Genomic DNA, 21628 nt, shown 5'->3' with positions numbered 1-21628 from the left:
AGGCCAAGAGCAGTCACAAATCCTTTGCGGCGGTAGTTGGCAAACCCTTGGCTCAATCCTGATACGGTTATCCAATGACGCTCACTGAAATGGTTTTGCTGGCTGCCTTGGGCGGGGTCGCCGGCTTTATTAACGTGCTCTCCGCCGGCGGCTCAATGCTCACCTTGCCCTTGCTGATGTTTCTGGGCCTACCGCCTCAGGTTGCTAATGGCACCAATCGGGTCGCTATAACGTTGCAGAGCATTACCGCCGTAGGCAGTTTTTTCCGTAACGGGCACGGCCAACTGGGCATTGGTTTGCGCCTGGCAGTGCCGGCCGTGTTGGGATCCTTGCTCGGAGCCTGGCTAGCGACAGACGTCTCTGCAGCCGTTTTTGAATTCATTCTGGTTGCCGCCATGATCGCCACTTCGACATTTTTGCTGCTGCCCGCTCCAAAGCTGGACACTCGTCCGTTAACCCCCGAGCGACTCGGCCCGGTGATCTACGCCGCCATGTTTGTGGTGGGTCTTTACGGTGGGTTTATTCAGGTGGGGGTAGGGGCGCTGTTTATTGTCGCGCTGCACCGTATGCTGAAAATAGACCTGCTTCAGGTGAACGTGCTCAAAGTCTTCATCATTCTTCTATATACCATCCCGGCACTGGCGATATTCGCAGGCAGTGGGCAAGTACGCTGGGCGATGGGTTTGACGCTGGCCGCAGGTAATATTGCCGGGGCGATCATTGCGGTGAAGGTCAATGTTGGGCCACGGGGTGCACAGTGGGTGAAATGGCTGACTCTGATTATGGTAGGCGCCATTATTGCTCGCTTAATTGCTAGTTGAGGGTATCCACTCAACCCTCCCGCAGCAGCAGGGCAAGCGAACTGACGGCGCCCGCCACCAGCGCGCCATCCTGTAGAACGCCTTCGAACCAGAATCGGGTTTGAAGGCCTTTTTGCTGGTACAGGGCTTTGATTTCGGCGGCAATTGTCTGGCCCTCAGCCTGAAACTCCACCCTGTCTCCTACTGTCAGCCCGAGCTGATTGGCTTCCCGATCTTCCATCGCCATGAAGGCGGGCTCACACATCCGCACAGGTCTGGAGCATTTTTCAGCTTTCACAACATAAGCCTCTTTTTTCACGTTTTATATATGTTATAACATAACATCAAAGTGACAAAGCTTCCATCGTGAAAAAGGCTGAAAGAGAATGAGAAAGCGCCAAAAATTAATGGCTACTGCGTTTATAGCGACCTTGTCGTTTAGTGCAAATGCTGTCCCCAATGTAGCGACTGACATCACACCAATTCACTCCCTCGTGTCGCAAGTCATGGCGGGAGTAGGCACGCCGGATCTGCTTGTTCAGTCTGGCGCTTCGCCGCATAACTATTCGCTCAGCCCGTCGGAAGCTCAAGCATTACAGGAAGCGGACCTCGTGTTCTGGGTAGGTGAGGGCCTGACACCCTGGCTGGAAAGGTCTCTGGATAACCTGTCTCCCGATTCAAGGAAAGTCGAGTTGCTGGAGGCGATGGGCACAACGACTTATACCTTCAGAGAAGGGGCCACGTTCGACACTCATGATGACCTCCATGATGGTGAAGAGAAAGAAAATGAGCATAATGAAGGCCATCATCATGAACACAGCGGCACTGACCCACATGCGTGGTTAGACCCCAACAACGGAAAGGTCTGGCTTGATGTGATCGCAGCGGCTCTGGCAGAAGAAGATCCTGAAAATGCCGCTCAGTATCTTGAAAATTCAGCGACGAGAAAAGCTGACATTGATGCCGCAGTCAGTCGTATTGAAATCACCGTAGCGCAGCTCAAAAATAAACAATTCATTGTTTTTCATGACGCTTATCAATACTTTGAAAAACGCTTTGGGATTCCGGCAGTAGGGGCGATCTCGATCGGGGATGCATCAAAACCAAGCCCGGCCCGGATTGCAGAAATCAGGAAAGTTGTGACGGATTTAAACGTAAGCTGTGTGTTCACTGAGCCGCAATACAACCCAGGTATCGTTAAGGCGGTTTTTGGAGGAACGGGTGTTAATACGTCTGGAGTTATTGACCCATTAGGATCAGGCCTGGCTACCGGCGTGAACCTGTACCCTGACTTATTGATCGAGATCGCTGACGGCCTTCAATCATGCCTTGGAGAAAAGTAGGGGGTTACGGACCCTCAACTTTTCTCATACTTTCCGCCCCCGTCCTTCAAACCGCTTGCGAGCCTGATCCGAGTTCACGTAAACCGATTCTGTAAAAGCGGCACTGGCATGGCCAAGTTCTTCGCTGATGTGGCGAATATCCGCGCCGGATTCGATGGCCTGGCTGGCGCCGGTGTGACGCAGGTAATGGGTTTCTGACCGAATTGCTTCGAGCTGCTGGGCCTCGTCCATAAAACCGGCTTCTTCCATACGCCCGGCAGTAAGCACCACGGCCTGTTCATAAACGCGCTGTACCTGACGTTTACCCAGCGCAAGGCCATGGCTTGAAGGCAATATAGGATTGCGTTCACCCGGGTCGGGCATGGACGCTGGCAGGCCCAAGTGGGCACGCCAGCGTTTCAAATAGGGCAGGTAGGCATCGGGTAGGGTGACTGAACGGGCTTTATCGCCTTTACCAAACACAAAATACGACCAATATTGCTCACCTTGAATGACTTTCCGGCGAAAATCGCCAAAAACGGGTATTCGCTCAGCGCCATCGTTTAACGGGCGCGGTGCAAGCTCGCCAACTCGTAAAAATAGAGACTTCATGGTGACAATAATAAAAAGGTGTCGTTCATATTTTGGGTTTTGATTGGCTTCGTCTGTCAGTGTTTCCATAAGCCAGGACCACTGCCAGTCGGTAAGCCTGCGCACGGCAACTTCTAAATCTTTGGCAAGCTGTGGCTTGGCCCGGCGATCGCGGCGACGAAGGTCGGTCAACGGATCGGTCTGCAGGTATTGTTGATAAACCAGGTATTTGAAGAAGGTCTGCAACGCGGTGCGACTGGCATTCAGGCTTGCCTGGCTAGCATTATAAACAGGGTTCTCGTCACTGGACCGCAGAGCAAACGGGCGCCATTGCGGGTTCGCCAGGCGTAATCCGTTTGCATGGGTAAACGCTGAAAAGACACCATGGGCAATCCAGCTATGAGGCGGATTCTTCAGGGTCTTGAAGTATGCTGTCACTACGTCGGCATCAACCTGGGATAGTGTGCGTTTGGTGGTGACCCAGAGATAATTCAAAAAGCGTTGGATTTCACCGCGAAAACGGGAGAATGTGCCCGGAACATCCGCATATTTCATCAAAAATTGCCGGCTGATCTCGTAATCATCGCGCAGCGTCGACAGCGGCTGGGGTAAAGACGCCAGAAATTGCGGTATCGACGGGTGACAATGAAAGTCGGAAAGATCTTCCAGGTAGTTTGCAGTATCGAACAACGGCTGGCCGTTAAATGAAGTTGACACGTTAATCTTTTTAACCCTTGATTCAGTTGGTTCGACGACCACAGAAAGTACTAAATTTCTGGAGCCACAAATCAATAGCTTGGACTCGTGATTCCACGCAAAGTACCAAAGAAACTTAATGTGAATTCTAGTCTGCCGGATCTGGTTGAGTTTCCACACAAAGTAAATTCGTCGTATTGGTTCAGGAACTTGACCATAAAGCGCGCCATTCACAATAGAACCACTCAGGGCTGAAAAAAGCTCAGATTGCTGCTGTTCCCGCGGCTATCATTCCACTTCTCGATAACATCCAGGTCACCATAAAAATCCTCACTGAACCGGTCTATCTGGTAGCAGAGCATCAAGGCGGTGCCACCCTTCAGTACCAAAGGCTTATTTCCTGCTCCGATTACCTCGCAGATCGCCCTCATGATCCTTACGTGGGCTTTTTCGCGCTCAGACAACTTCATGGCTGTCACCTTAATGATTCATCCACTGGAGCATCGAGCTTGCGCCAGTAGAGGACAGGAATGGGCGAAAGCCCTTTACCCACTGCTGCACCTTGCCCATGTCCACCACATCATCGATATCGCTGACCTGAATGTTAGGCATGGGTTTCTGACGCACCTCGAAAAAGTGATACATCAGATTGAACAACGCACGCTCATGTGTCGCCGACCAGATCCGCGCAACCTTGACCCCGAGACTTGTGATTTCTTCTGTTGCATCCCAGAGTTCGTGAGCCCCGAGAAGATGACTGGCACCATCGATGCCTGCACCAGCTATCTGCCAACGACTTGGATTGGACAGTGATGATGAATACCAGAGCGCCGGCATTTCACCTTCTCTAGCCAGTGATAGTGCTGAGGCCCCGGTAAGGTAGTGCTGCGGAACCAAAGGATTGGACGCCGGCGTTGCCATGATCAAATCAAACAGCCACTGAAGACCTAATATTATTATGCCATATGCTTGGAGTTGTTGTCTGACGTCCGCCAGCGCAGCGTCGACATCAATGTTACTGATCTTCATGGATCTGAGTACCAAGAACTTTTTTAGAAAATTTGAGCTAAATAGTTACGTTTTTTAAAGGATATAGGGAAGCGTCATTTTGTCCAATACTCCTAAATATTGGACATTTTATAGTGGGCTCTTCAGAGAGGTTTGGCTCGCAACCTTCGACGCCTTTCCTCGAATTTGGTTGGGCTTCACGCTACCGACATCAGTTAATGGCAATGCCACGTTCTATAAGACGGCTCCTCAGTAACTCGACCCGGCGCCGATTCACTCCCAGATCGTAGAACCCGATAAGCGATTGAGACCTCACGTCCAGATGTTGTTTGTCTGAATCGACCAGCAGTTCGAGATAGTCCGGGAAACCCAGCAAATCGCTGCGACAGGTGATATCCGTATATCCAAATCGAGCACTGTTGAGCGAAGCGCCAGGCAGTTCGATCGCCACGGCTCTGATCAGCTCCCAGGACGACTGACTCAGTGGTTCAGCCAAACGGATAGGCTCCACAGAATAGAGACCATTTGTGGACATGCTCGATACGCAGTTTAAAAACGGCGCACAGCCATCAAGGCGTGACCCCAAATCGTCAAACCGGTGGCTGGCGTCGCCGCCAACGCGCAGCGCGAACTGCTCGATGTCGGCAATACCAACCTTGTGTATTGCGCTCCATACCCCATCATGTGTCGCTAGACTCGGGTAAAGCAGAGAGGCGCTCTTTCATCCAGCTGATCAACCCCCCGCGAAGCAAGAACAGCACTTGTCGTGGCGACATGGTGTGACGCATCTGAAATTTGTACTGGCGCGTGACGTTTTCGACCACCAGTTCGCCGCCCTCTGTCAGCACGTGGCGCAGATTGGTCAGGCGCAGCACGTCGCCGGCCTGAATGCCGTCGTAGTCCGCAGGATCAACGAAGGTCAGCGGCAGCACGCCGAAGTTGATCAGGTTCTGCGCGTGGATCCGCGCAAAACCCTTGGCTAGAACCGCGCGCAGCCCAAGATACTGAGGGCCTAGTGCAGCGTGCTCTCGGCTTGATCCTTGCCCATAATTGCTGCCACCCACCACCACGTGGCCGGGCACCTGCTTGGCTCGCGCGGCGTAGGTGGGATCGAGTCGGTCGAAGGAGAACTCGGCGATCCTGGGAATGTTGCTGCGAAACGGCAGCACCCGCAAGCCGGGTGGCATGATCTCATCGGTGGAAACATCGTCCGCCGCCTTGAGCAGAACCGGCACTTCGATCTCATCAGGCAACGGCTCGAAGTTCGGCAGCGAAGCGATGTTCGGACCCTTCACAAGGTCCACATGCAGCGCCTCCTCAAGCGGTAACGGCGGCATGAACATCGCGCGGTTGATAATCGGGTGGTCTGGGTCCGCGATGCGTGGATAGGGGATGTCCAGTGTGCGCGGGTCGGTGATCACGCCGGTGAGCGCGGACGCCGTGGCGGTCTCCGGACTGACCAGACACACCTTGTCCTCGCGGGTGCCTGAACGGCCAGGAAAGTTGCGCGGCACCGTGCGCAAAGAAATCTCGTTTGTAGCTGGCGCTTGACCCATGCCGATGCAACCGTTGCAGCCAGCTTGGTGCAGCCGCGCGCCAGCGTGCAACAAGTGGGCTACGTGCCCGTCGCGCATTAAGGTTTCGAGCTGCGCTCGGGACGTGGGGTTGATGTCGAACGACACGCGGTCGTTTACTTTGCGATCCTGTACCATCAGCGCGGAAACGGCGAAGTCGCGGTAGCCGGGATTGGCCGACGAGCCGATGTAGGTCTGGTAGATCCGCTCGCCGGCGACCTCGCTGACCGGGCGCACGTTCCCCGGGCTGGACGGCATGGCGATCAGCGGCACCAGGCTGGACAAATCAATCTCTTCGTTCACATCGTAGGTTGCGTCCGTATCCGCGGCCAGCTCGACCCAATCCTCTTCTCGCTGCCAGGCGCGCAGGAAACGGCGTACCTCCAGATCGGAAGGGAAAACGGTGGTGGTCGCGCCAAGCTCGGCGCCCATGTTGGCGATCACGTGCCGATCCATCGCGCTCAGCGTGGCCAGCCCCGGCCCGTAGTACTCGACGATCCGGCCCACACCGCCGTCGACGCCGTGGCGGCGCAACATCTCCAGGATCACGTCCTTGGCGCTCACCCAGTCCGGCAAGCTGCCGGTGAGCTTCACGCCCCAGATCAGCGGCATACGTGTGAAGAACGGTTCGCCCGCCATTGCCAGCGCCACTTCCAGCCCACCAGCGCCGATGGCCAGCATGCCAATTGCGCCGGCGGCCGGCGTGTGGCTGTCAGAGCCGAGCAGCGTCTTGCCCGGTTTGCCGAAATTTTCCTGGTGGCACGGATGACTCACCCCGTTTCCAGGTCGCGAGTACCACACGCCGAAGCGCTGGCAGGCGCTGCGCAGAAAAAGATGATCGTCGGGGTTTTTGAAGTCCTCCTGAATGATGTTGTGGTCAACATACTGGACGCTTACCTCAGTCTTCACCTGGTCCAGGCCCATCGCCTCTAGCTCCAGCATCACCAGCGTGCCGGTGGCGTCTTGGGTGAGCGTCTGGTCAATGCGGATCCCGATCTCCTCGCCGGGCGTCATGTCTCCGTGCATCAGATGCGACTGGATCAACTTCTGCGTAACGTTCATACTCATGGTTCTTCTCCCAACATTGATAAGATTACGGAATCACACAAAGTTAATGTAGCAATCCGATTTTCAGCGTGGCAAATTAGAGACACCCATCAAAAACTCATCCGCCGCACGCGCGGCCTGACGGCCCTCACGGATTGCCCATACCACCAGAGACTGGCCGCGCCGCATGTCCCCCGCGGCAAATACTTTGTCGACCGAAGTCTGGTAGCAGTCGTCGCCATCGGTGGTTGCTTTGACGTTGCCGCGCGTATCTTTTTCGACAGCGAACGCTTCCAGCACTTGCGCCACTGGCGACACAAAACCCATCGCCAGCAATACCAAATCCGCTTTCATTTCGAATTCGGAATTTGGCACCTCCTGCATCTTGCCGTCTATCCATTCGACGCGGACTGCAATCAGCTTCTCGACCTTGCCGCCCTTCCCTTCGAAACGCTTGGTCGCAACCGCCCAATCCCGGTCGCAACCCTCTTCTTGTGACGAGGAGGTACGCAACTTGATCGGCCAGTACGGCCATACCAACGGCTTATCCTCTTGCTCCGGCGGTTGCGGCATCAGCTCAAATTGCGCCAAGCTGGCTGCGCTATGGCGGTTGCATGTGCCTACGCAGTCTGATCCGGTATCGCCACCGCCGATAACGACGACGTGCTTACCGTTAGCCATGATCTGGTCGTTGAGCTTGTCACCTGCATCCACCTGGTTTTGCTGCGGCAGGAATTCCATCGCAAAATGGACGCCTTTCAGCTCACGACCAGGTACCGGCAGGTCGCGCGGCAATTCAGCACCGCCAGCGAGGATGATGGCATCGAATTTTTGATCGAGTTGCTTAGGCGAGATGGTTTCTTTAGTCCAGTTGATGATTTTTGACGGAAAATCTTCGCCGATCAACACACTGGTACGGAACTGCACGCCTTCGGCTTGCATCTGCTCGATGCGGCGGTCGATATGCGACTTTTCCATCTTGAAGCCCGGAATGCCGTAACGCAGCAAACCGCCAATCCGATCGTTTTTTTCGAACACAGTCACATCGTGACCGACACGCGCAAGTTGCTGGGCTGCGGCCAGACCAGCAGGGCCGGATCCAACCACGGCAATTTTTTTACCCGTTTTAAAGGCTGCTGGTTGCGGCATAACCCAACCGTTTTTCCAGCCCTTATCGATGATAAAATGCTCGATTGATTTGATGCCAACCGCATCGTTGTTGATGGCAAGCACACAGGCAGACTCGCACGGTGCGGGGCAGATGCGGCCGGTGAATTCGGGGAAGTTGTTCGTCGAATGCAGTGTCTCTAACGCTTCGCGATAATTGCCGCTATAAACCAGCTGGTTCCAGTCGGGGATGATGTTGTTAACCGGGCAACCGGTCATGCAAAACGGGGTGCCGCAATCCATACAGCGCGCACCCTCTGTTTTCGCTTGTACATCTTTCAACGGCAGGATGAACTCTTTATAGTTCTTGACGCGTGAATCGGCCGGTAAATACGATTCTTTCTGACGCTGAAATTCCATAAAGCCGGTTATTTTACCCATTGCCTACCTCTGTCTTATCTAACTCTCCCTGCCAGGGAGAGGGTTCGGGGTCGAATCCCCCATCCTGACCTTCCCCCGCAGGAGGAAGGTACTGGCGGAGCAAACTTATGTTGCGTTTTTTTCTTTCTGCCGAATAGCCACTCGCGCCATATTCATCTCACCCAGTGCGCGCTTGTAGTCGTTCGGGAAGACTTTGATAAATTTGTTGCGGCCATTGGACCAGTCATCCAGCAAATTGCGTGCGCGCGTGCTGCCGGTGACCTTGAAATGGCGCTCAATCAGGCGCTTTAGAATCACCTCATCAGTCTCACTTTGGTCGCCGCGCAGCTGGCTATGCCAGATCGAGCGATCGACGTTCGCTTCTTGCTCGGCGTGGGCGAGGACAGGTTCCAGCGTGACCATCGCCATATTGCATTTTTTGGCGAAATCACCGTCAGGGTCCCACACGTAAGCAATACCGCCCGACATGCCGGCGGCAAAGTTACGGCCGGTTTCTCCGAACACCACCACTGTGCCGCCAGTCATGTATTCGCAACCATGGTCGCCGACGCCTTCAACCACTGTGATGGCGCCGGAATTGCGCACCGCGAAGCGCTCGCCAGCGACGCCGTTAAAAAATGCCTCGCCGGCAATCGCGCCGTATAACACGGTGTTGCCGATGATAATGTTGTCGTCTGCCGAACCAGGAAACTCTGTATTTGGACGGACGATAATGCGCCCTCCCGACAAACCTTTGCCGACGTAATCATTGCCTTCGCCGACTAGATCTAGCGTGATGCCGTGCGCCAGAAACGCGCCGGCCGATTGGCCTGCGGTCCCTAACAACTGGATGTGGATAGTGTCGTCGGGCAAGCCTTCGTGACCGTATTTTTTTGCAACGATGCCAGACAGCAGGGTGCCGACCGTGCGGTTGAGGTTTCTGACCGGCAAACTGAACGAGACTTTTTTGCCTTGTTCCAGCGCTGCTTGCGCTTGTGCAATCAGCGTATGGTCGAGGGCTTTTTCCAGCCCGTGGTCTTGCTCCTCCACGTGATAACACGCTGAGCTAGCAGGCATTGGCGGCTGATAGAAAATCTTGCTGAAATCGAGTCCCTTGGCTTTCCAGTGGGTAATCGCTTTCGACTTGTCGAGCAAGTTGACGCGACCGATCAATTCATCAAACGTGCGGATACCGAGTTGCGCCATTAACTGCCGTGCTTCCTCGGCGACGAAGAAGAAATAGTTGACCACGTGTTCCGGCTTACCGGAGAACTTGGCGCGTAGCACCGGGTCTTGTGTCGCGATGCCGACCGAGCAAGTATTGAGGTGGCATTTGCGCAACATAATGCAGCCTTCAACCACCAGCGGCGCAGTCGCAAAACCGATCTCGTCGGCGCCTAACATGGCGGCGATCACGACATCTCGGCCGGTTTTCATTTGGCCATCGGCTTGTACCCGGATGCGGCCACGCAAACCGTTCAGTACCAGTGTTTGCTGGGTTTCGGCCAAACCCAATTCCCACGGTGTTCCCGCATGTTTGAGTGAAGACAACGGCGTGGCGCCGGTGCCGCCGTCATGACCGGCGATCACCACGTGATCGGCCTTGGCCTTGGTGACGCCGACCGCGACCGTGCCAACGCCGACTTCGGACACCAACTTGATGGAGATCGACGCGCTTGGGTTTACATTTTTCAAATCGTGAATCAGCTGCGCCAAGTCTTCGATCGAATAAATATCATGATGCGGCGGCGGCGAAATCAAGCCCACGCCCGGCACCGAGAAACGCAATTTTGCGATATATTCAGACACCTTGTAGCCTGGCAACTGCCCACCTTCTCCCGGCTTGGCGCCTTGCGCCATCTTGACCTGGATTTGATCAGCGGAATCCAAATATGCTGCTGTCACGCCGAAGCGACCCGCCGCGACTTGCTTGATCCTGGAACGCACCGAATCGCCATCTTGCAAGGCAATATCGGCTTCAATCTGGTCATGGCCGATGACGGACGCCATGGTCTCGCCCTGCTTGATCGGGATGCCTTTCATCTCCTGGCGATAACGGCTCGGATCTTCACCGCCTTCGCCGGTGTTGGACTTGCCGCCGATGCGGTTCATCGCGACCGCCAGCGTGGCGTGCGCTTCGGTGCTGATCGAGCCAAGGGACATTGCGCCGGTGGCGAAGCGCTTGACGATTTCTTTCGCCGGCTCGACTTCATCCAGCGCAATCGCCTTGGACGGGTCCAGCTTGAATTCAAACAAACCGCGCAGGGTCATGTGCCGCTTGCTTTGGTCGTTGATGATCTGCGCATACTCTTGGTAGGTGCTGAAATTGTTGGATCGGGTCGAATGCTGCAGCTTGGCAATCGCATCCGGCGTCCACATGTGCTCTTCGCCGCGCACGCGAAACGCGTATTCGCCACCCGCATCGAGCGCATGCGCCAATACCGGGTCGTTGCCGAAGGCTTGCTGATGCAGACGCAACGCCTCTTCTGCCACTTCGACGACGCCGATGCCTTCAATATTGGATGCAGTGCCTTTGAAATATTTGTCGATAAGCGATTTATTCAAGCCGATCGCTTCGAAAACCTGCGCGCCGCAATACGACATGTAAGTCGATATGCCCATTTTCGACATCACCTTCAACAAACCCTTGGCGAGCGCTTTCTGGAAATTCTGTATGGCTTTTTCTGGCGACAAATCACCGGGTAATCTGTTAGCCATTTCCGCCAGCGTATCCATTGCCAGATACGGGTGGATGGCTTCTGCGCCAAAACCAGCGAGCAGCGCGAAATGATGCGTTTCACGGGCAGAACCGGTTTCCACCACCAAGCCGGTCGACGTGCGAAAACCCGTGCTAACCAGATGCAAATGGATTGCCGACGTCGCGAGCAAGGCCGGAATCGCCACTTGCTCGGCGTCCACCTTGCGGTCGGACACGATCAGGATGTTGTGGCCTGATTTGACCGCATCCACCGCTTGCGCACACACCGATGCCAGGCGCACTTCCATGCCTTCTTTACCCCAGGCCACCGGATAGCAAATATTCAGTTCGTAGGATTTGAACTTGCCGCTGGTGTGGGCGCTGATGTTGCGCAGTTTGGCGATGTCTGAATAGTCCAGAATCGGCTCCGATACTTCCAAGCGCATCGGCGGATTGATGTTATTGGCGTCGAGCAGGTTCGGCCTGGGGCCGATAAAGGACACCAGCGACATCACCATCGCTTCGCGGATCGGATCGATCGGCGGGTTGGTCACTTGCGCGAACATCTGCTTGAAGTAGTGATACAGCGGTTTGAGCTTGTTAGACATCACTGCCGGCGGTGAGTCGTTGCCCATTGAGCCCGTCGCTTCTTCGGCATTCAGCGCCATCGGCGACATCAGTACCTTGATATCTTCTTGTGTGTAGCCGAATACCTGCTGACGGTCGAGCAAGGATGCGCTGGTTTTTTCTGCCAATGTTTGCGTCTTGATGTCGTCGAGCGTGATTTCGTGAAGCTTAATGTCGTGCAGATTAATACGCACAGAATTGATCCACGCCTTGTAAGGCTTGGCGTTGGCGTAGGTATCTTTGATTTCCTGGTCATCGATGATGCGCCCAGCTTCGAGGTCGATCAGGAACATCTTGCCCGGTTGCAGACGCCATTTCTTGATGATTCTGGATTCCGCAATCGGCAGCACGCCGGATTCGGATGCCATCACCACCAAGTCGTCATCAGTGACGATATAACGCGCGGGCCGCAAACCGTTGCGATCCAGCGTGCCACCAATGTAACGACCATCAGTGAACGCTATCGCGGCGGGGCCATCCCACGGCTCCATCATCGCGGCGTGATATTCGTAGAAAGCGCGCCGGTTGTCGTCCATCAAGGTATGATTTTCCCAGGCTTCGGGGATCATCATCATCATCGCTTGCGCGATCGGATAGCCGGCCATCAGCAGCAGTTCAAGTGCGTCATCGAAGCACGCAGTGTCCGACTGTCCTTCGTCAATCAGCGGGAATAATTTTTGCAAATCGTCGCCTAGCACGGCGGATTTCATTATGCCTTCACGCGCACGCATCCAGTTGACATTACCCTTGACCGTATTGATCTCGCCGTTGTGGGCGATTAGGCGATAAGGGTGAGCCAGCGGCCATTCCGGAAAGGTATTGGTCGAGAAGCGTTGATGCACCAGTGCTAATGCGGAAACGCAGCGCCCATCCTGTAAGTCTTGGTAATAGACGCCGACTTGATCTGCCAGCAGTAAACCCTTGTAGACAATGGTACGGGCCGACATCGACGGGACGAAAAATTCTTTTCCGTGGCGCAAATTTAGCGCCTGTATCGCATGACTCGCAGACTTGCGAATCACGTACAGTTTACGTTCCAGCGCCTCGCTGACCATGATGTCTGGACCGCGACCTATGTAGATCTGGCGGATCACCGGCTCTTTTTCACGCACGCTCGGCGACATCGGCATCTCCGTGTCGATCGGCACGTTGCGCCAACCCAGCACAACCTGGCCTTCGGCGCGCACCGCACGTTCTATCTCTTGCTCACACGCGATGCGAGATGCATTATCTTTCGGCAAAAAAATCATGCCTACGCCATATTCTCCTAGCGGCGGCAGTTCGACACCCTGCTTGGCCATCTCTTCGCGATAGTACTGATCAGGCAGTTGAATGAGAATGCCCGCACCGTCACCCATCAACTTGTCGGCACCGACCGCGCCACGATGGGCAAGATTTTTCAGGATGAGCAAGCCTTGCTCAACGATCGAATGACTTTTATGGCCTTTAATATGGGCGATAAAACCGATGCCGCAGGCATCATGCTCGTTGGCGGGGTTGTACAGGCCGTGTTGCTGGGCGTGTTGGATTTCGGCTTCGATGCCGTGCTTGTGCTCCACAGCGCACTCCTCATGGATGTTGGGGGAATTGGGCTGCGGCGTGATGCGCAGGTAGGGTTTGACGACTGTGTAGCCCTTCGGGAATTTTTTCTTCAACACTTCCAAGTCCTGCAGTGATGGCAAAATAATGATGTCATCACCGACGTTTCAGTTTGCTGGCGTAGCGACGCTGTAACCGTCGGTCAGCTGCAGCGAATCAATCACACACAGGATTTCGTTGACGTTGCGTCCCCAAAACCTTGACGTCGCGGTGCGCGAACTCATCCTTGAGTTTGGTGGTCGTGCCGAACCAGGCGTGAAAATCAATGTTGCCTAAACGTAATGCCATGATGGTTCTCCTTGGTAATTCTGAACAGGAAGCTTAGCATTTTAAAATTTTAGCGGCGAGCGCCCGTGTCCTTATGAAAATCGGTGCCGTTGACGGTCGCGGCGATAAAGCCCGCACGGATGGTGTAGTCACCGAAGTGTTCGCCGTCCTGGCGCTCACCCGCATAAGCGGCGAAGATCGGATCGAGGTTCGCGATGATCGCGCCGTGGTCGATATTTTCGGCGTAGAGCTTGGAAAGCCGCGAGCCGTCGAAGGCGGCCCCCAAATAGAGATTATAGCGGCCAGGGCCTTTCCCGACCAGGGCGATCTCGGCGATATAAGGCCGGGAGCAACCGTTGGGGCAGCCGGCCATGCGGATGACGATATCGTCCTCGGCCAGCCCGTGCGCGGCCAGACGCTCTTCCAGCGCGGTGATGAGGTCCGGCAGATAGCGTTCGCTTTCGGCGAACGCGAGCCCGCAGGTCGGCAGCGCGACACAGGCCATCGAATTGCGCCGCAGGGCCGAGGCGCCGCTCGTGAACCCATGCTCGGCCACCAGCGCCTTGATGGCCTGGCGCTTCTCTTTCGGCACGTTGGCGATGATCAGATTCTGGTTGGCGGTGAGGCGAAAATCGCCGCCATGCACCTCGGCGATCCGGCGCAGGCCGGTAAGCTGTTGCGCGCCGCCCGGCACATCCTTGACACGCCCGTTCTCGATGAAAAGCGTTAGATGCGCACAGCCATTGTCACTTTCGGTCCAACCGTAGCGATCACCGGTTGAGGTGAAGGTGAACGGCTTGGCTACCGCCAGCTCGACGCCACTGCGCAGCTCAACCTCGGCACGGAAGGCATCAAGACCGCGATCCTCGATCGTGTATTTCAGGCGCGCATGTTTGCGGTTGACGCGGTCGCCCCAGTCGCGCTGTACGGTCACCACGGCTTCAGCCACAGCAATTACCTGATCTGTTCGGCAATAGCCCATGACGTCGGCGGTACGAGGATAAGTCTCCTCCTCGCCATGCGTCATGGCCATGCCACCGCCGACCGTGACGTTATAGCCATTGATCTCGTGCTTGCTGTCGAGGATGGCGATGAAGCCGAGGTCATGTGCATAGACATCAACGTCGTTCGACGGCGGCACGGCGATGACGATCTTGAACTTGCGCGGCAGGTAGGTTTTGCCGTAGATCGGCTCGACGACCTCATCTTCATCCTCACCACCGGCGATGCGCTCGCCATCGAGCCAGATTTCGCGATAGGCCGTCGTGCGCGGCAATAGATGGTCGGATAGAGCACGGCCGAGCGCCAGCGAAGCGGCATGGGCATGTGACTGATAGGGGTTCGGATTGCACATCACATTGCGATTGATGTCACCGCATGCCGCAATGGTCGTCAGCAGTACCTCGTCCATCTCGCGCATCGTCGCTTTCAGGTTCGACTTGATGATGCCGTGCAACTGGAAGGTCTGCCGTGTGGTCAGGCGCATTGTGCCATTGCCATAGGTGCGCGCGATATGATCCATGGTGAGCCATTGCTCTGGCGCGCACACGCCGCCTGGCACACGCACGCGGATCATGAAGGAGAAGGCCTTCTCCATTTTCTTGCGGCCGCGCTCGGCGCGCAGATCGCGGTCGTCTTGCAGGTACATGCCGTGGAACTTCACCAGCTGCGCATCATCCTCGATGATCGCGCCGGTGATCTCCTCGCGCAGGCCTTCGGCGATCGTGCCGCGCAGATACTCGCTCGCTTCCTTGATGCGCTCGTTGCGTGAAAGTTCTTTGCTCATATGGACTCCGTATAAACTATTTAAGAACTCACCTTAGTAAGTATCCTGAAGATAGCGGTGCTCACCATCGATATCGTTTACTGCTTGCTCGGCGGCCTCCACGCTTTGCGCCTTTACGTCGGCATAGGCGCGCACGAGCGCCGCACGCACATCCTTCGCCATCGCCTTGGCGTCGCCGCAGACATAGAAATAGGCGCCATTGTCGAGCCAGTCGACGAGGTCGCGGCGTTGCTCCCAGATGAGGTGCTGCACATAGAGCTTCTCCGGCGTGTCGCGGGAGAAGGCGACGTCCATGCGTGTGAGCGAACCATCCTTCAAGGCATCTTGCCATTCGAGCTGGTAGAGGAAATCATGGGTGAACTGGCGGTCGCCAAAAAACAGCCAGGAGCGGCCGCTCGCGCCGGTGGCACCGCGCTCCTGCACGAAGGCGCGGAACGGAGCTATGCCAGTGCCCGGCCCCACCATGATAATGTCGCGCTCTGGCGAGGGAAGAGCGAAATGCCGGTTTGGCCGCAACTTCACGCGCAGCCGCTGGCCTTTCTTTAATTGGTCGGCGACATGGCCGGAAGCGACACCTTTGCGCACGCGACCGAAGCTCTGGTAGCGCACCGCAGAGATCAGAAGATGCACCTCCTCCCCCACCTCGCGGCGTGAGGAAGCGATCGAATAGGCGCGTGGCGCCAGCGGCCGCGTTATCTGCCGCAGCTGGTCGGCAGACAGCCTAACGGGAAAGGACTGGAGAAGATCGATGAGCTGCCGGTCGGCGATCCAGGCGCGTGCATCAGCCGATTCAAGCAGCGCCTTTACCTCCTGGTGGGCGGTTGTGGTGGCGTAGCTTTCCAGGGTCTTGAGTGACAGCGTCGTGACATCCCGGCCCTTGGTCAGCTCGGCCCGCAGCGCAGCGTCGGACGCAAGACCTGCCGCTTTCAGCAGATCGTCCACGTAGGCCGCATCGTTCTCAGGGTAGATATCAAGTGAGTCGCCAGGTTTATAGGGCGGCGCCGCGCCATCGAAACCGAGTTCGAGATGGATCGTTACCTTTTCCGACTGCGATGAATTGAGCTGGATAAGCTCGGTGATCTCGGCCTCGACCGGACCAAGACCAGAGCTGCTCGCCGCCTTCGCGCCAAAATCGACCGCAATAACGCGGCGACCGGCTTCCTCAACTGGCGCCAGCGCCTTCAGCGCCGTCTCGATCCAGTGCCCGGCGGGCTCCGCAAAATCGAGATCGCAATCGACGCGCTCGGCGACGCGCTTGCCGCCAAGCGCCGCAAGTCTTGCGTCCAACGCTTTACCAATCGCGCAGAACTCGGTATAGGCGGTGTCGCCGAGCGCAAGAACGCCGAACTCGGTGCCATCGAGGTGCGGCGCGCCCTCACCCATGAGTTCAGCGTAAGCGCGCATGGCCCGCGCGGGCGGATCACCTTCACCCCAGGTCGCGGCGATGACAACAAGACGCCGTACCGATGCGAGCGTCGCCACATCGAGATCAGCCATGTCGACGACCGAAGGCTTCAACCCCATCTTGCGTGCCGCCTTGGCTATGTCCAACGCTAGCCGCTCAGAGTTTCCGGATTCGGTGGCGTAGAGGATGGTCAGCGGTTCGGCGGGTTGCGCGCCGCCCACCGGCTGCAGCGCCGTCGTGGAGGCGTCCACTCCGGCAAGAAATCCCGCAAGCCACGCGCGTTGGGTGGGGCTTGCAGGCCCCACCACGCGGTTGAGAATCTCGATCTCCTCTTCGGCGAACGGAGCCGTATTCGGAATCGGCGAAGAATTCATGTCCGGACGCTCATAGTTTGTTGTATCTCAAAAGCGGGGGGGCCAACCATGGCCCGCAAAACCCGGCTCAAGACGAGCAGGCGGTTGAGTCTTCAGACTGTCGACGGCGGCCCGTGAATTGGGGATCTGCTGCTCGATAGCCTCGCGGACGATGTCGCAACCCCCGGCGAACTGCCCGCCGACGTACAAGGTGATCGGTGTTGGCCGACCGGCCGAGCTTGGTCGCGAGTAGCTCGGCATCGAGGGTAATCCCGCCGTCTGCGATAGTGATCGCTGATGCGGAACAGGACTCATCGCTGTTCGGCTCTGGTGACAGAACCCTTCACCGTTACGGGTTTGCTCTGGATGAAGTTGATGCAGACTCCGTCGAGTTCTTCCAAAAACAGGGGCTCGCTCATGAACCCGCACGCATAGGGCGCTTGTCCGTCCCGGCTGCAGCCGTCGCTTTCCAGATGTTGACACGACGTGCAGACGCCGAAGCGAGGTTTGCATCTCTCTTGCGTCACCTGATCGAGCAAGCGTTGCAAGGCACTGGCGAAGTGGCCTTGAACACTGGGGGGTAGGGATTCCGCGGCACGGACCAGGGATTCGAAGGGGTCATTCGCGAGAATGCCCCGGGCTTTCTCGGTCAGAACTAGCCGGACACTGCGCCTGTCGTCCTCTGACCGCATGCGTGTTAAATAGCCTTGGGTTTCGAGGCTTTTGATTGTCTGTGACGCCGTACCCCGGGTTGTGGCATGGAACGCGGCGAAGGCGGACGGCGTTTGCGAGAAACGGTTGGCCTGTGCGAAGTATCTGAGCGCCGCCCATTGGGCTGCCGTCAGCCCCTCCGCGAGACCCTCGCCGGACGCTATGCGTCCCAAGTGAAAGACCAACTCCGCGTTAGCGCGACCGTTCATTTCCAGCTCCTCGATCATACTTAATTTGGTGGCGTCTAATTTCAAGCTCCTAGATCATTCTTACATAATAGCGTTTAAGAACTATCTTAACAAGATTGTAGTTTCGGAGCGAAACCATAATATTGTCGTATTCGTGAAGGGTGTGAGGCCCTGAACACCTTTGATAGGTCACCTCTTCAATATTTAGACCGTAATGGGATCACGGCCAATACGATAGCGTTTCGATACTATATTGACAAATTCGTTATCCTCATTTAGTATCGTTTCGACACTAATTAAGGAAAAAAGCGATATGGGCGCGCTTACCAGACATCAGGAAGAAAGCTTAGGGCCGTCGCGGATGATGACGGGAATGTGCTTCGATAACAGCTATGCCCGCCTGCCCGGCGCCTTTTATCAACACTGTGAGCCCCTGCCAGTGGCGGCACCAGAATTGCTCGTACTGAACAAACCCCTGGCCGGGGAGCTGGGGATGGATGATTCAGACTTGATGGCAAATAGCGATCACTTAACGCAACTGTTTGCCGGTAACCGGTTGCCGATGGATGCACAGCCACTGGCCATGGCCTATGCCGGGCACCAGTTTGGCCAGTTTGTGCCGCAACTGGGAGACGACCGGGCGATTCTTCTGGGTGAGGTTATCGACCGCTGCCAACAGCGCCGTGACCTGCAACTGAAGGGCGCAGGTCGGACACCGTTTGCAAGGAGTGGAGATGGCCGTTCGCCGCTAGGACCGGCACTACGTGAATATCTGGTGAGTGAGGCGATGCATGCGCTGGGTGTTCCCACTACCCGGGCACTGGCGTTGACGACAACCGGTGAAAAAATATACCGCCAGGGTACGGAGGCGGCAGCCGTGCTGGCAAGAGTGGCCAGCTGCCATATTCGGGTAGGTACTTTTGAGTATTTTGCCCGGCGTCAACAGTGGCAGCCATTAAGGCAGCTGGCTGATTACAGCATTGCCCGCATGGCCCCCGAATTGATGGTCGACCCCGATCCGTATCTCGCTCTGTTGCGCCTGATGGTAGCGCGGCAGGCAAAGCTGGTCGCACACTGGGTGAGTCTGGGGTTTGTTCATGGGGTGATGAACACCGACAACATGTCTCTGGCCGGTGAAACCCTGGATTATAGCTCCTGCGCCTTCCTTGACCATTACGACCCCGATGCGGTGTTCAGCTCGATCGACATCACCGGCCGGTACGCATACAACAGCCAGGGTTTCGCGGCGCAATGGAACCTTGCTCGCCTGGCCGAGGCTCTGCTTGCACTTTTCGAGGGGCCAGAATCCCAGGCCGTGGCCCGGACCTCGCGGGCGGTGCAGGAGTTTTGGCCAATGTACGAAGAACATCTGCTGAACCTGATGCGGGCCCGCCTTGGCCTGGAGGCTGTGATGCCGGCGGACCGTCAGCTGGTTCAGGATCTGCGGCAGCTGTTGGTTCTGCAGAAAGTGGATTACCACACTTTTTTCCTGAAACTGGCAGAGGATGTGGAGGGCGGCGGTATCACTGCGGGGCTTTTCGGTGCTGATGCCGGTGATTATCTGAACTGGTACCGGCGTTGGCATCTCAGGCTGACACTGACCGGCCGCAGCTCTCGCCAGTGTGCGGATGCTATGGCTACTGCAAATCCTGTGGTTATACCACGCAATCATCTGGTAGAACACGCCATCCGGCGGGCTCACGAGGGAGATTTCAGTGAGTTCCACCAACTTCTGGAGGCTGTCACCCGGCCGTTCGAGATGCCGGCAGACGCTCGGTATCTGCAGCCACCGAAGCCGGAGGAGGTTTTACGCAGCACGCTTTGTGGCACTTGAGACGGTTTATTCGTGGGCCCGAGAGGGAGTGTTGTCTCCGGTTTATAGGGTTAAAGCGCTGGTAATCTTGGGTATTAAATGAAAACCGCAAAAAAGCTAAGACTCTTAGAGTCTTCAATGAAAGATAAGGAGTGACGATCATGGCGACCACCGATAAAGAAGTGAACGAGCTGGTCAAGCAGGAATACGAGCACGGTTTCGTGACTGATATTGAATCCGACACTTTCGAACCTGGACTGAACGAAGACGTGATTGCTCGTCTTTCCGGTATCAAGAAAGAGCCGGAATGGATGCTTGAGTGGCGGCTGAAGGCCTATCGTCGCTGGCTGGAAATGGATGAGCCGAATTGGGCGCAAGTGGGTTACCCAAAAATTGATTACAACTCAATTTCCTATTATTCCGCGCCCAAGCGCAAAGAAGACATGCTCCAGAGCCTGGACGAAGTGGACCCGGAGCTACTCAAAACCTACGAAAAACTGGGCATCCCCCTGCACGAGCGTGAACAGATGGCAGGCGTGGCAGTCGATGCCGTGTTTGACTCAGTTTCAATAGCGACAACGTTCAAAGAACCACTCGCTAAAGCGGGCGTGATTTTCTGCTCCATGTCCGAAGCCATTCAGGATCACCCGGAGCTCGTCAAAAAATATCTGGGCTCTGTCGTCCCGTCTGGTGACAACTTCTTTGCAGGTTTGAACTCTGCGGTCTTCTCCGACGGCACCTTCGTGTACATACCGAAAGGCGTGCGTTGCCCCATGGAGCTGTCTACGTATTTTCGCATCAACGCAGCCAACACCGGGCAGTTTGAACGCACCCTGATCATCGCCGAAGACAGCAGCTACGTCAGCTATCTGGAAGGCTGCACCGCTCCTATGCGGGATGAAAATCAGCTCCACGCCGCTGTGGTTGAACTGGTGGCCCTGGACGACGCCCAGATCAAGTACTCCACCGTCCAGAACTGGTATCCGGGCGATGAAAACGGCAAAGGCGGCATCTTCAACTTCGTCACCAAACGTGGTGCTGCCATCGGCAAAAACTCCAAGATTTCCTGGACTCAGGTCGAAACCGGCTCTGCCGTTACCTGGAAGTATCCCAGCGTTATTCTTAGGGGCGATAACAGCGTTGGCGAATTCTACTCCGTGGCGCTGACCAACAATTACCAGCAGGCCGACACTGGCACCAAAATGATCCACCTGGGCAGAAACACGTCCAGCACCATCATCTCCAAAGGGATTTCCGCCAGCAACGGCTCGAACGCCTACCGTGGCCTGGTGAAGTTTGGCCCAGGCGCAGAGGGCGCACGCAACTTCACCCAGTGCGATTCGCTGCTGATTGGCGACCGCTGCGGTGCGCATACCTTTCCGTACATCGAGAGCAAAAATAAATCGGGCATCATCGAGCATGAAGCCACTACCTCCAAAGTCAGCGACGAACAGATGTTCCTTTGTCGCCAGCGCGGTATCAACCCTGAACAGGCCGTTTCGATGATTGTGAACGGCTTCTGTAAAGAGGTGTTCAAGGAACTGCCGATGGAGTTCGCCGTTGAAGCTGGCAAATTGCTTGAGGTGAGCCTTGAAGGCTCTGTCGGTTAAATACAG

General features: G+C 56.1%; 16 protein-coding genes and 1 pseudogene. 4 read left to right on the top strand and 13 right to left on the bottom strand.

Annotation, left to right across the window (positions count from 1 at the left end):
• The first annotated feature begins 74 nt into the window (after positions 1-74).
• A complete protein-coding gene (locus tag A3OI_RS0102475) occupies positions 75-821 on the top strand; it encodes a sulfite exporter TauE/SafE family protein (protein WP_018402773.1) in 747 nt (248 codons plus the stop codon).
• A gap of 10 nt (positions 822-831) precedes the next feature.
• Here the strand turns inward: A3OI_RS0102475 and A3OI_RS0102470 are convergent, their stop codons facing one another.
• Entirely contained in the window at positions 832-1098 is a 267-nt protein-coding gene (locus A3OI_RS0102470; RefSeq protein ID WP_228702865.1) for a hypothetical protein, read from the bottom strand.
• 88 nt (positions 1099-1186) lie between these two features.
• On the opposite strand from A3OI_RS0102470, the gene A3OI_RS0102465 reads away from it, so the two are divergent.
• Complete coding sequence (locus tag A3OI_RS0102465) at positions 1187-2143, top strand: zinc ABC transporter substrate-binding protein (protein WP_018402771.1); 957 nt, start codon at positions 1187-1189, stop codon at positions 2141-2143.
• A gap of 24 nt (positions 2144-2167) precedes the next feature.
• Here A3OI_RS0102465 and A3OI_RS0102460 read toward each other — a convergent pair whose 3' ends face one another.
• The 12 genes and pseudogenes from A3OI_RS0102460 to A3OI_RS0102410 all read right to left on the bottom strand — a co-directional run bounded on the left by A3OI_RS0102460 (position 2168) and on the right by A3OI_RS0102410 (position 18265).
• A complete protein-coding gene (locus tag A3OI_RS0102460) occupies positions 2168-3430 on the bottom strand; it encodes a tyrosine-type recombinase/integrase (protein ID WP_018402770.1) in 1263 nt (420 codons plus the stop codon).
• A 224-nt stretch (positions 3431-3654) separates the two neighbouring features.
• The gene (locus tag A3OI_RS19110; RefSeq protein WP_018402769.1) at positions 3655-3879 is read right to left on the bottom strand and encodes a nucleotidyl transferase AbiEii/AbiGii toxin family protein; all 225 of its coding nucleotides are present in this window, start codon (positions 3877-3879) and stop codon (positions 3655-3657) included.
• A 10-nt stretch (positions 3880-3889) separates the two neighbouring features.
• Positions 3890-4438 carry a hypothetical protein gene (locus A3OI_RS19105; protein WP_018402768.1) on the bottom strand — a complete coding sequence of 183 codons (549 nt, stop codon included), beginning with the start codon at positions 4436-4438 and terminating at the stop codon, positions 3890-3892.
• A 190-nt stretch (positions 4439-4628) separates the two neighbouring features.
• Entirely contained in the window at positions 4629-5003 is a 375-nt protein-coding gene (locus A3OI_RS0102445) for a DUF1499 domain-containing protein (protein WP_228702864.1), read from the bottom strand.
• 94 nt (positions 5004-5097) lie between these two features.
• Positions 5098-7059, bottom strand: coding sequence for an aconitate hydratase (locus tag A3OI_RS0102440; RefSeq protein ID WP_018402766.1), 1962 nt, complete (start codon positions 7057-7059; stop codon positions 5098-5100).
• A 63-nt stretch (positions 7060-7122) separates the two neighbouring features.
• Positions 7123-8586 (bottom strand): glutamate synthase subunit beta, encoded by a 1464-nt coding sequence (locus A3OI_RS0102435; protein ID WP_018402765.1) that lies wholly within the window; start codon positions 8584-8586, stop codon positions 7123-7125.
• 105 nt (positions 8587-8691) lie between these two features.
• The gene (gene gltB, locus A3OI_RS0102430) at positions 8692-13449 is read right to left on the bottom strand and encodes a glutamate synthase large subunit (RefSeq protein WP_177313670.1); all 4758 of its coding nucleotides are present in this window, start codon (positions 13447-13449) and stop codon (positions 8692-8694) included.
• Positions 13450-13476: 27 nt separating this feature from the next.
• Positions 13477-13683: pseudogene (locus tag A3OI_RS21465) on the bottom strand (peroxidase); the annotation flags it as partial.
• A complete protein-coding gene (locus tag A3OI_RS24205; RefSeq protein ID WP_018402763.1) occupies positions 13646-13777 on the bottom strand; it encodes a hypothetical protein in 132 nt (43 codons plus the stop codon). The pseudogene A3OI_RS21465 and the gene A3OI_RS24205, both read right to left, overlap by 38 nt.
• A 49-nt stretch (positions 13778-13826) precedes the next feature.
• Entirely contained in the window at positions 13827-15542 is a 1716-nt protein-coding gene (locus tag A3OI_RS0102420) for an NADPH-dependent assimilatory sulfite reductase hemoprotein subunit (protein ID WP_018402762.1), read from the bottom strand.
• 33 nt (positions 15543-15575) lie between these two features.
• Positions 15576-17321: a diflavin oxidoreductase gene (locus A3OI_RS0102415; RefSeq protein ID WP_018402761.1), complete on the bottom strand. Its 1746-nt coding sequence runs from the start codon at positions 17319-17321 to the stop codon at positions 15576-15578.
• 290 nt (positions 17322-17611) lie between these two features.
• On the bottom strand, positions 17612-18265 hold the full coding sequence (locus A3OI_RS0102410; RefSeq protein ID WP_228702863.1) for a MarR family winged helix-turn-helix transcriptional regulator: 654 nt from the start codon (positions 18263-18265) through the stop codon (positions 17612-17614).
• Positions 18266-18512: 247 nt separating this feature from the next.
• Between A3OI_RS0102410 and A3OI_RS0102405 the strand changes: the two genes are divergently transcribed.
• Positions 18513-20033 (top strand): protein adenylyltransferase SelO, encoded by a 1521-nt coding sequence (locus A3OI_RS0102405; RefSeq protein ID WP_018402759.1) that lies wholly within the window; start codon positions 18513-18515, stop codon positions 20031-20033.
• A 140-nt stretch (positions 20034-20173) separates the two neighbouring features.
• A complete protein-coding gene (gene sufB, locus A3OI_RS0102400; RefSeq protein ID WP_018402758.1) occupies positions 20174-21622 on the top strand; it encodes a Fe-S cluster assembly protein SufB in 1449 nt (482 codons plus the stop codon).
• Positions 21623-21628 lie beyond the last annotated feature (6 nt).

It is taken from the genome of Marinobacter gelidimuriae, from assembly GCF_000372805.1.
Lineage (GTDB): Bacteria > Pseudomonadota > Gammaproteobacteria > Pseudomonadales > Oleiphilaceae > Marinobacter > Marinobacter gelidimuriae.
The sequence above is the reverse complement of the archived record's forward strand: the minus strand, read 5'-3'. Positions and strand labels throughout refer to the sequence as shown.

What these genes read in the sequence shown, in the direction of transcription:
- A3OI_RS0102420 (WP_018402762.1), bottom strand. Translation starts at nt 15,542, where the DNA reads ATGAGCAAAGAACTTTCACGCAACGAGCGCATCAAGGAAGCGAGCGAG.
- A3OI_RS0102475 (WP_018402773.1), top strand. Translation starts at nt 75, where the DNA reads ATGACGCTCACTGAAATGGTTTTGCTGGCTGCCTTGGGCGGGGTCGCC.
- A3OI_RS0102440 (WP_018402766.1), bottom strand. Translation starts at nt 7,059, where the DNA reads ATGAGTATGAACGTTACGCAGAAGTTGATCCAGTCGCATCTGATGCAC.
- A3OI_RS0102405 (WP_018402759.1), top strand. Translation starts at nt 18,513, where the DNA reads ATGGGCGCGCTTACCAGACATCAGGAAGAAAGCTTAGGGCCGTCGCGG.
- sufB (WP_018402758.1), top strand. Translation starts at nt 20,174, where the DNA reads ATGGCGACCACCGATAAAGAAGTGAACGAGCTGGTCAAGCAGGAATAC.
- A3OI_RS19105 (WP_018402768.1), bottom strand. Translation starts at nt 4,438, where the DNA reads ATGAAGATCAGTAACATTGATGTCGACGCTGCGCTGGCGGACGTCAGA.
- A3OI_RS0102435 (WP_018402765.1), bottom strand. Translation starts at nt 8,586, where the DNA reads ATGGGTAAAATAACCGGCTTTATGGAATTTCAGCGTCAGAAAGAATCG.
- A3OI_RS19110 (WP_018402769.1), bottom strand. Translation starts at nt 3,879, where the DNA reads ATGAAGTTGTCTGAGCGCGAAAAAGCCCACGTAAGGATCATGAGGGCG.
- A3OI_RS0102465 (WP_018402771.1), top strand. Translation starts at nt 1,187, where the DNA reads ATGAGAAAGCGCCAAAAATTAATGGCTACTGCGTTTATAGCGACCTTG.
- A3OI_RS24205 (WP_018402763.1), bottom strand. Translation starts at nt 13,777, where the DNA reads ATGGCATTACGTTTAGGCAACATTGATTTTCACGCCTGGTTCGGCACG.
- A3OI_RS0102415 (WP_018402761.1), bottom strand. Translation starts at nt 17,321, where the DNA reads ATGAATTCTTCGCCGATTCCGAATACGGCTCCGTTCGCCGAAGAGGAG.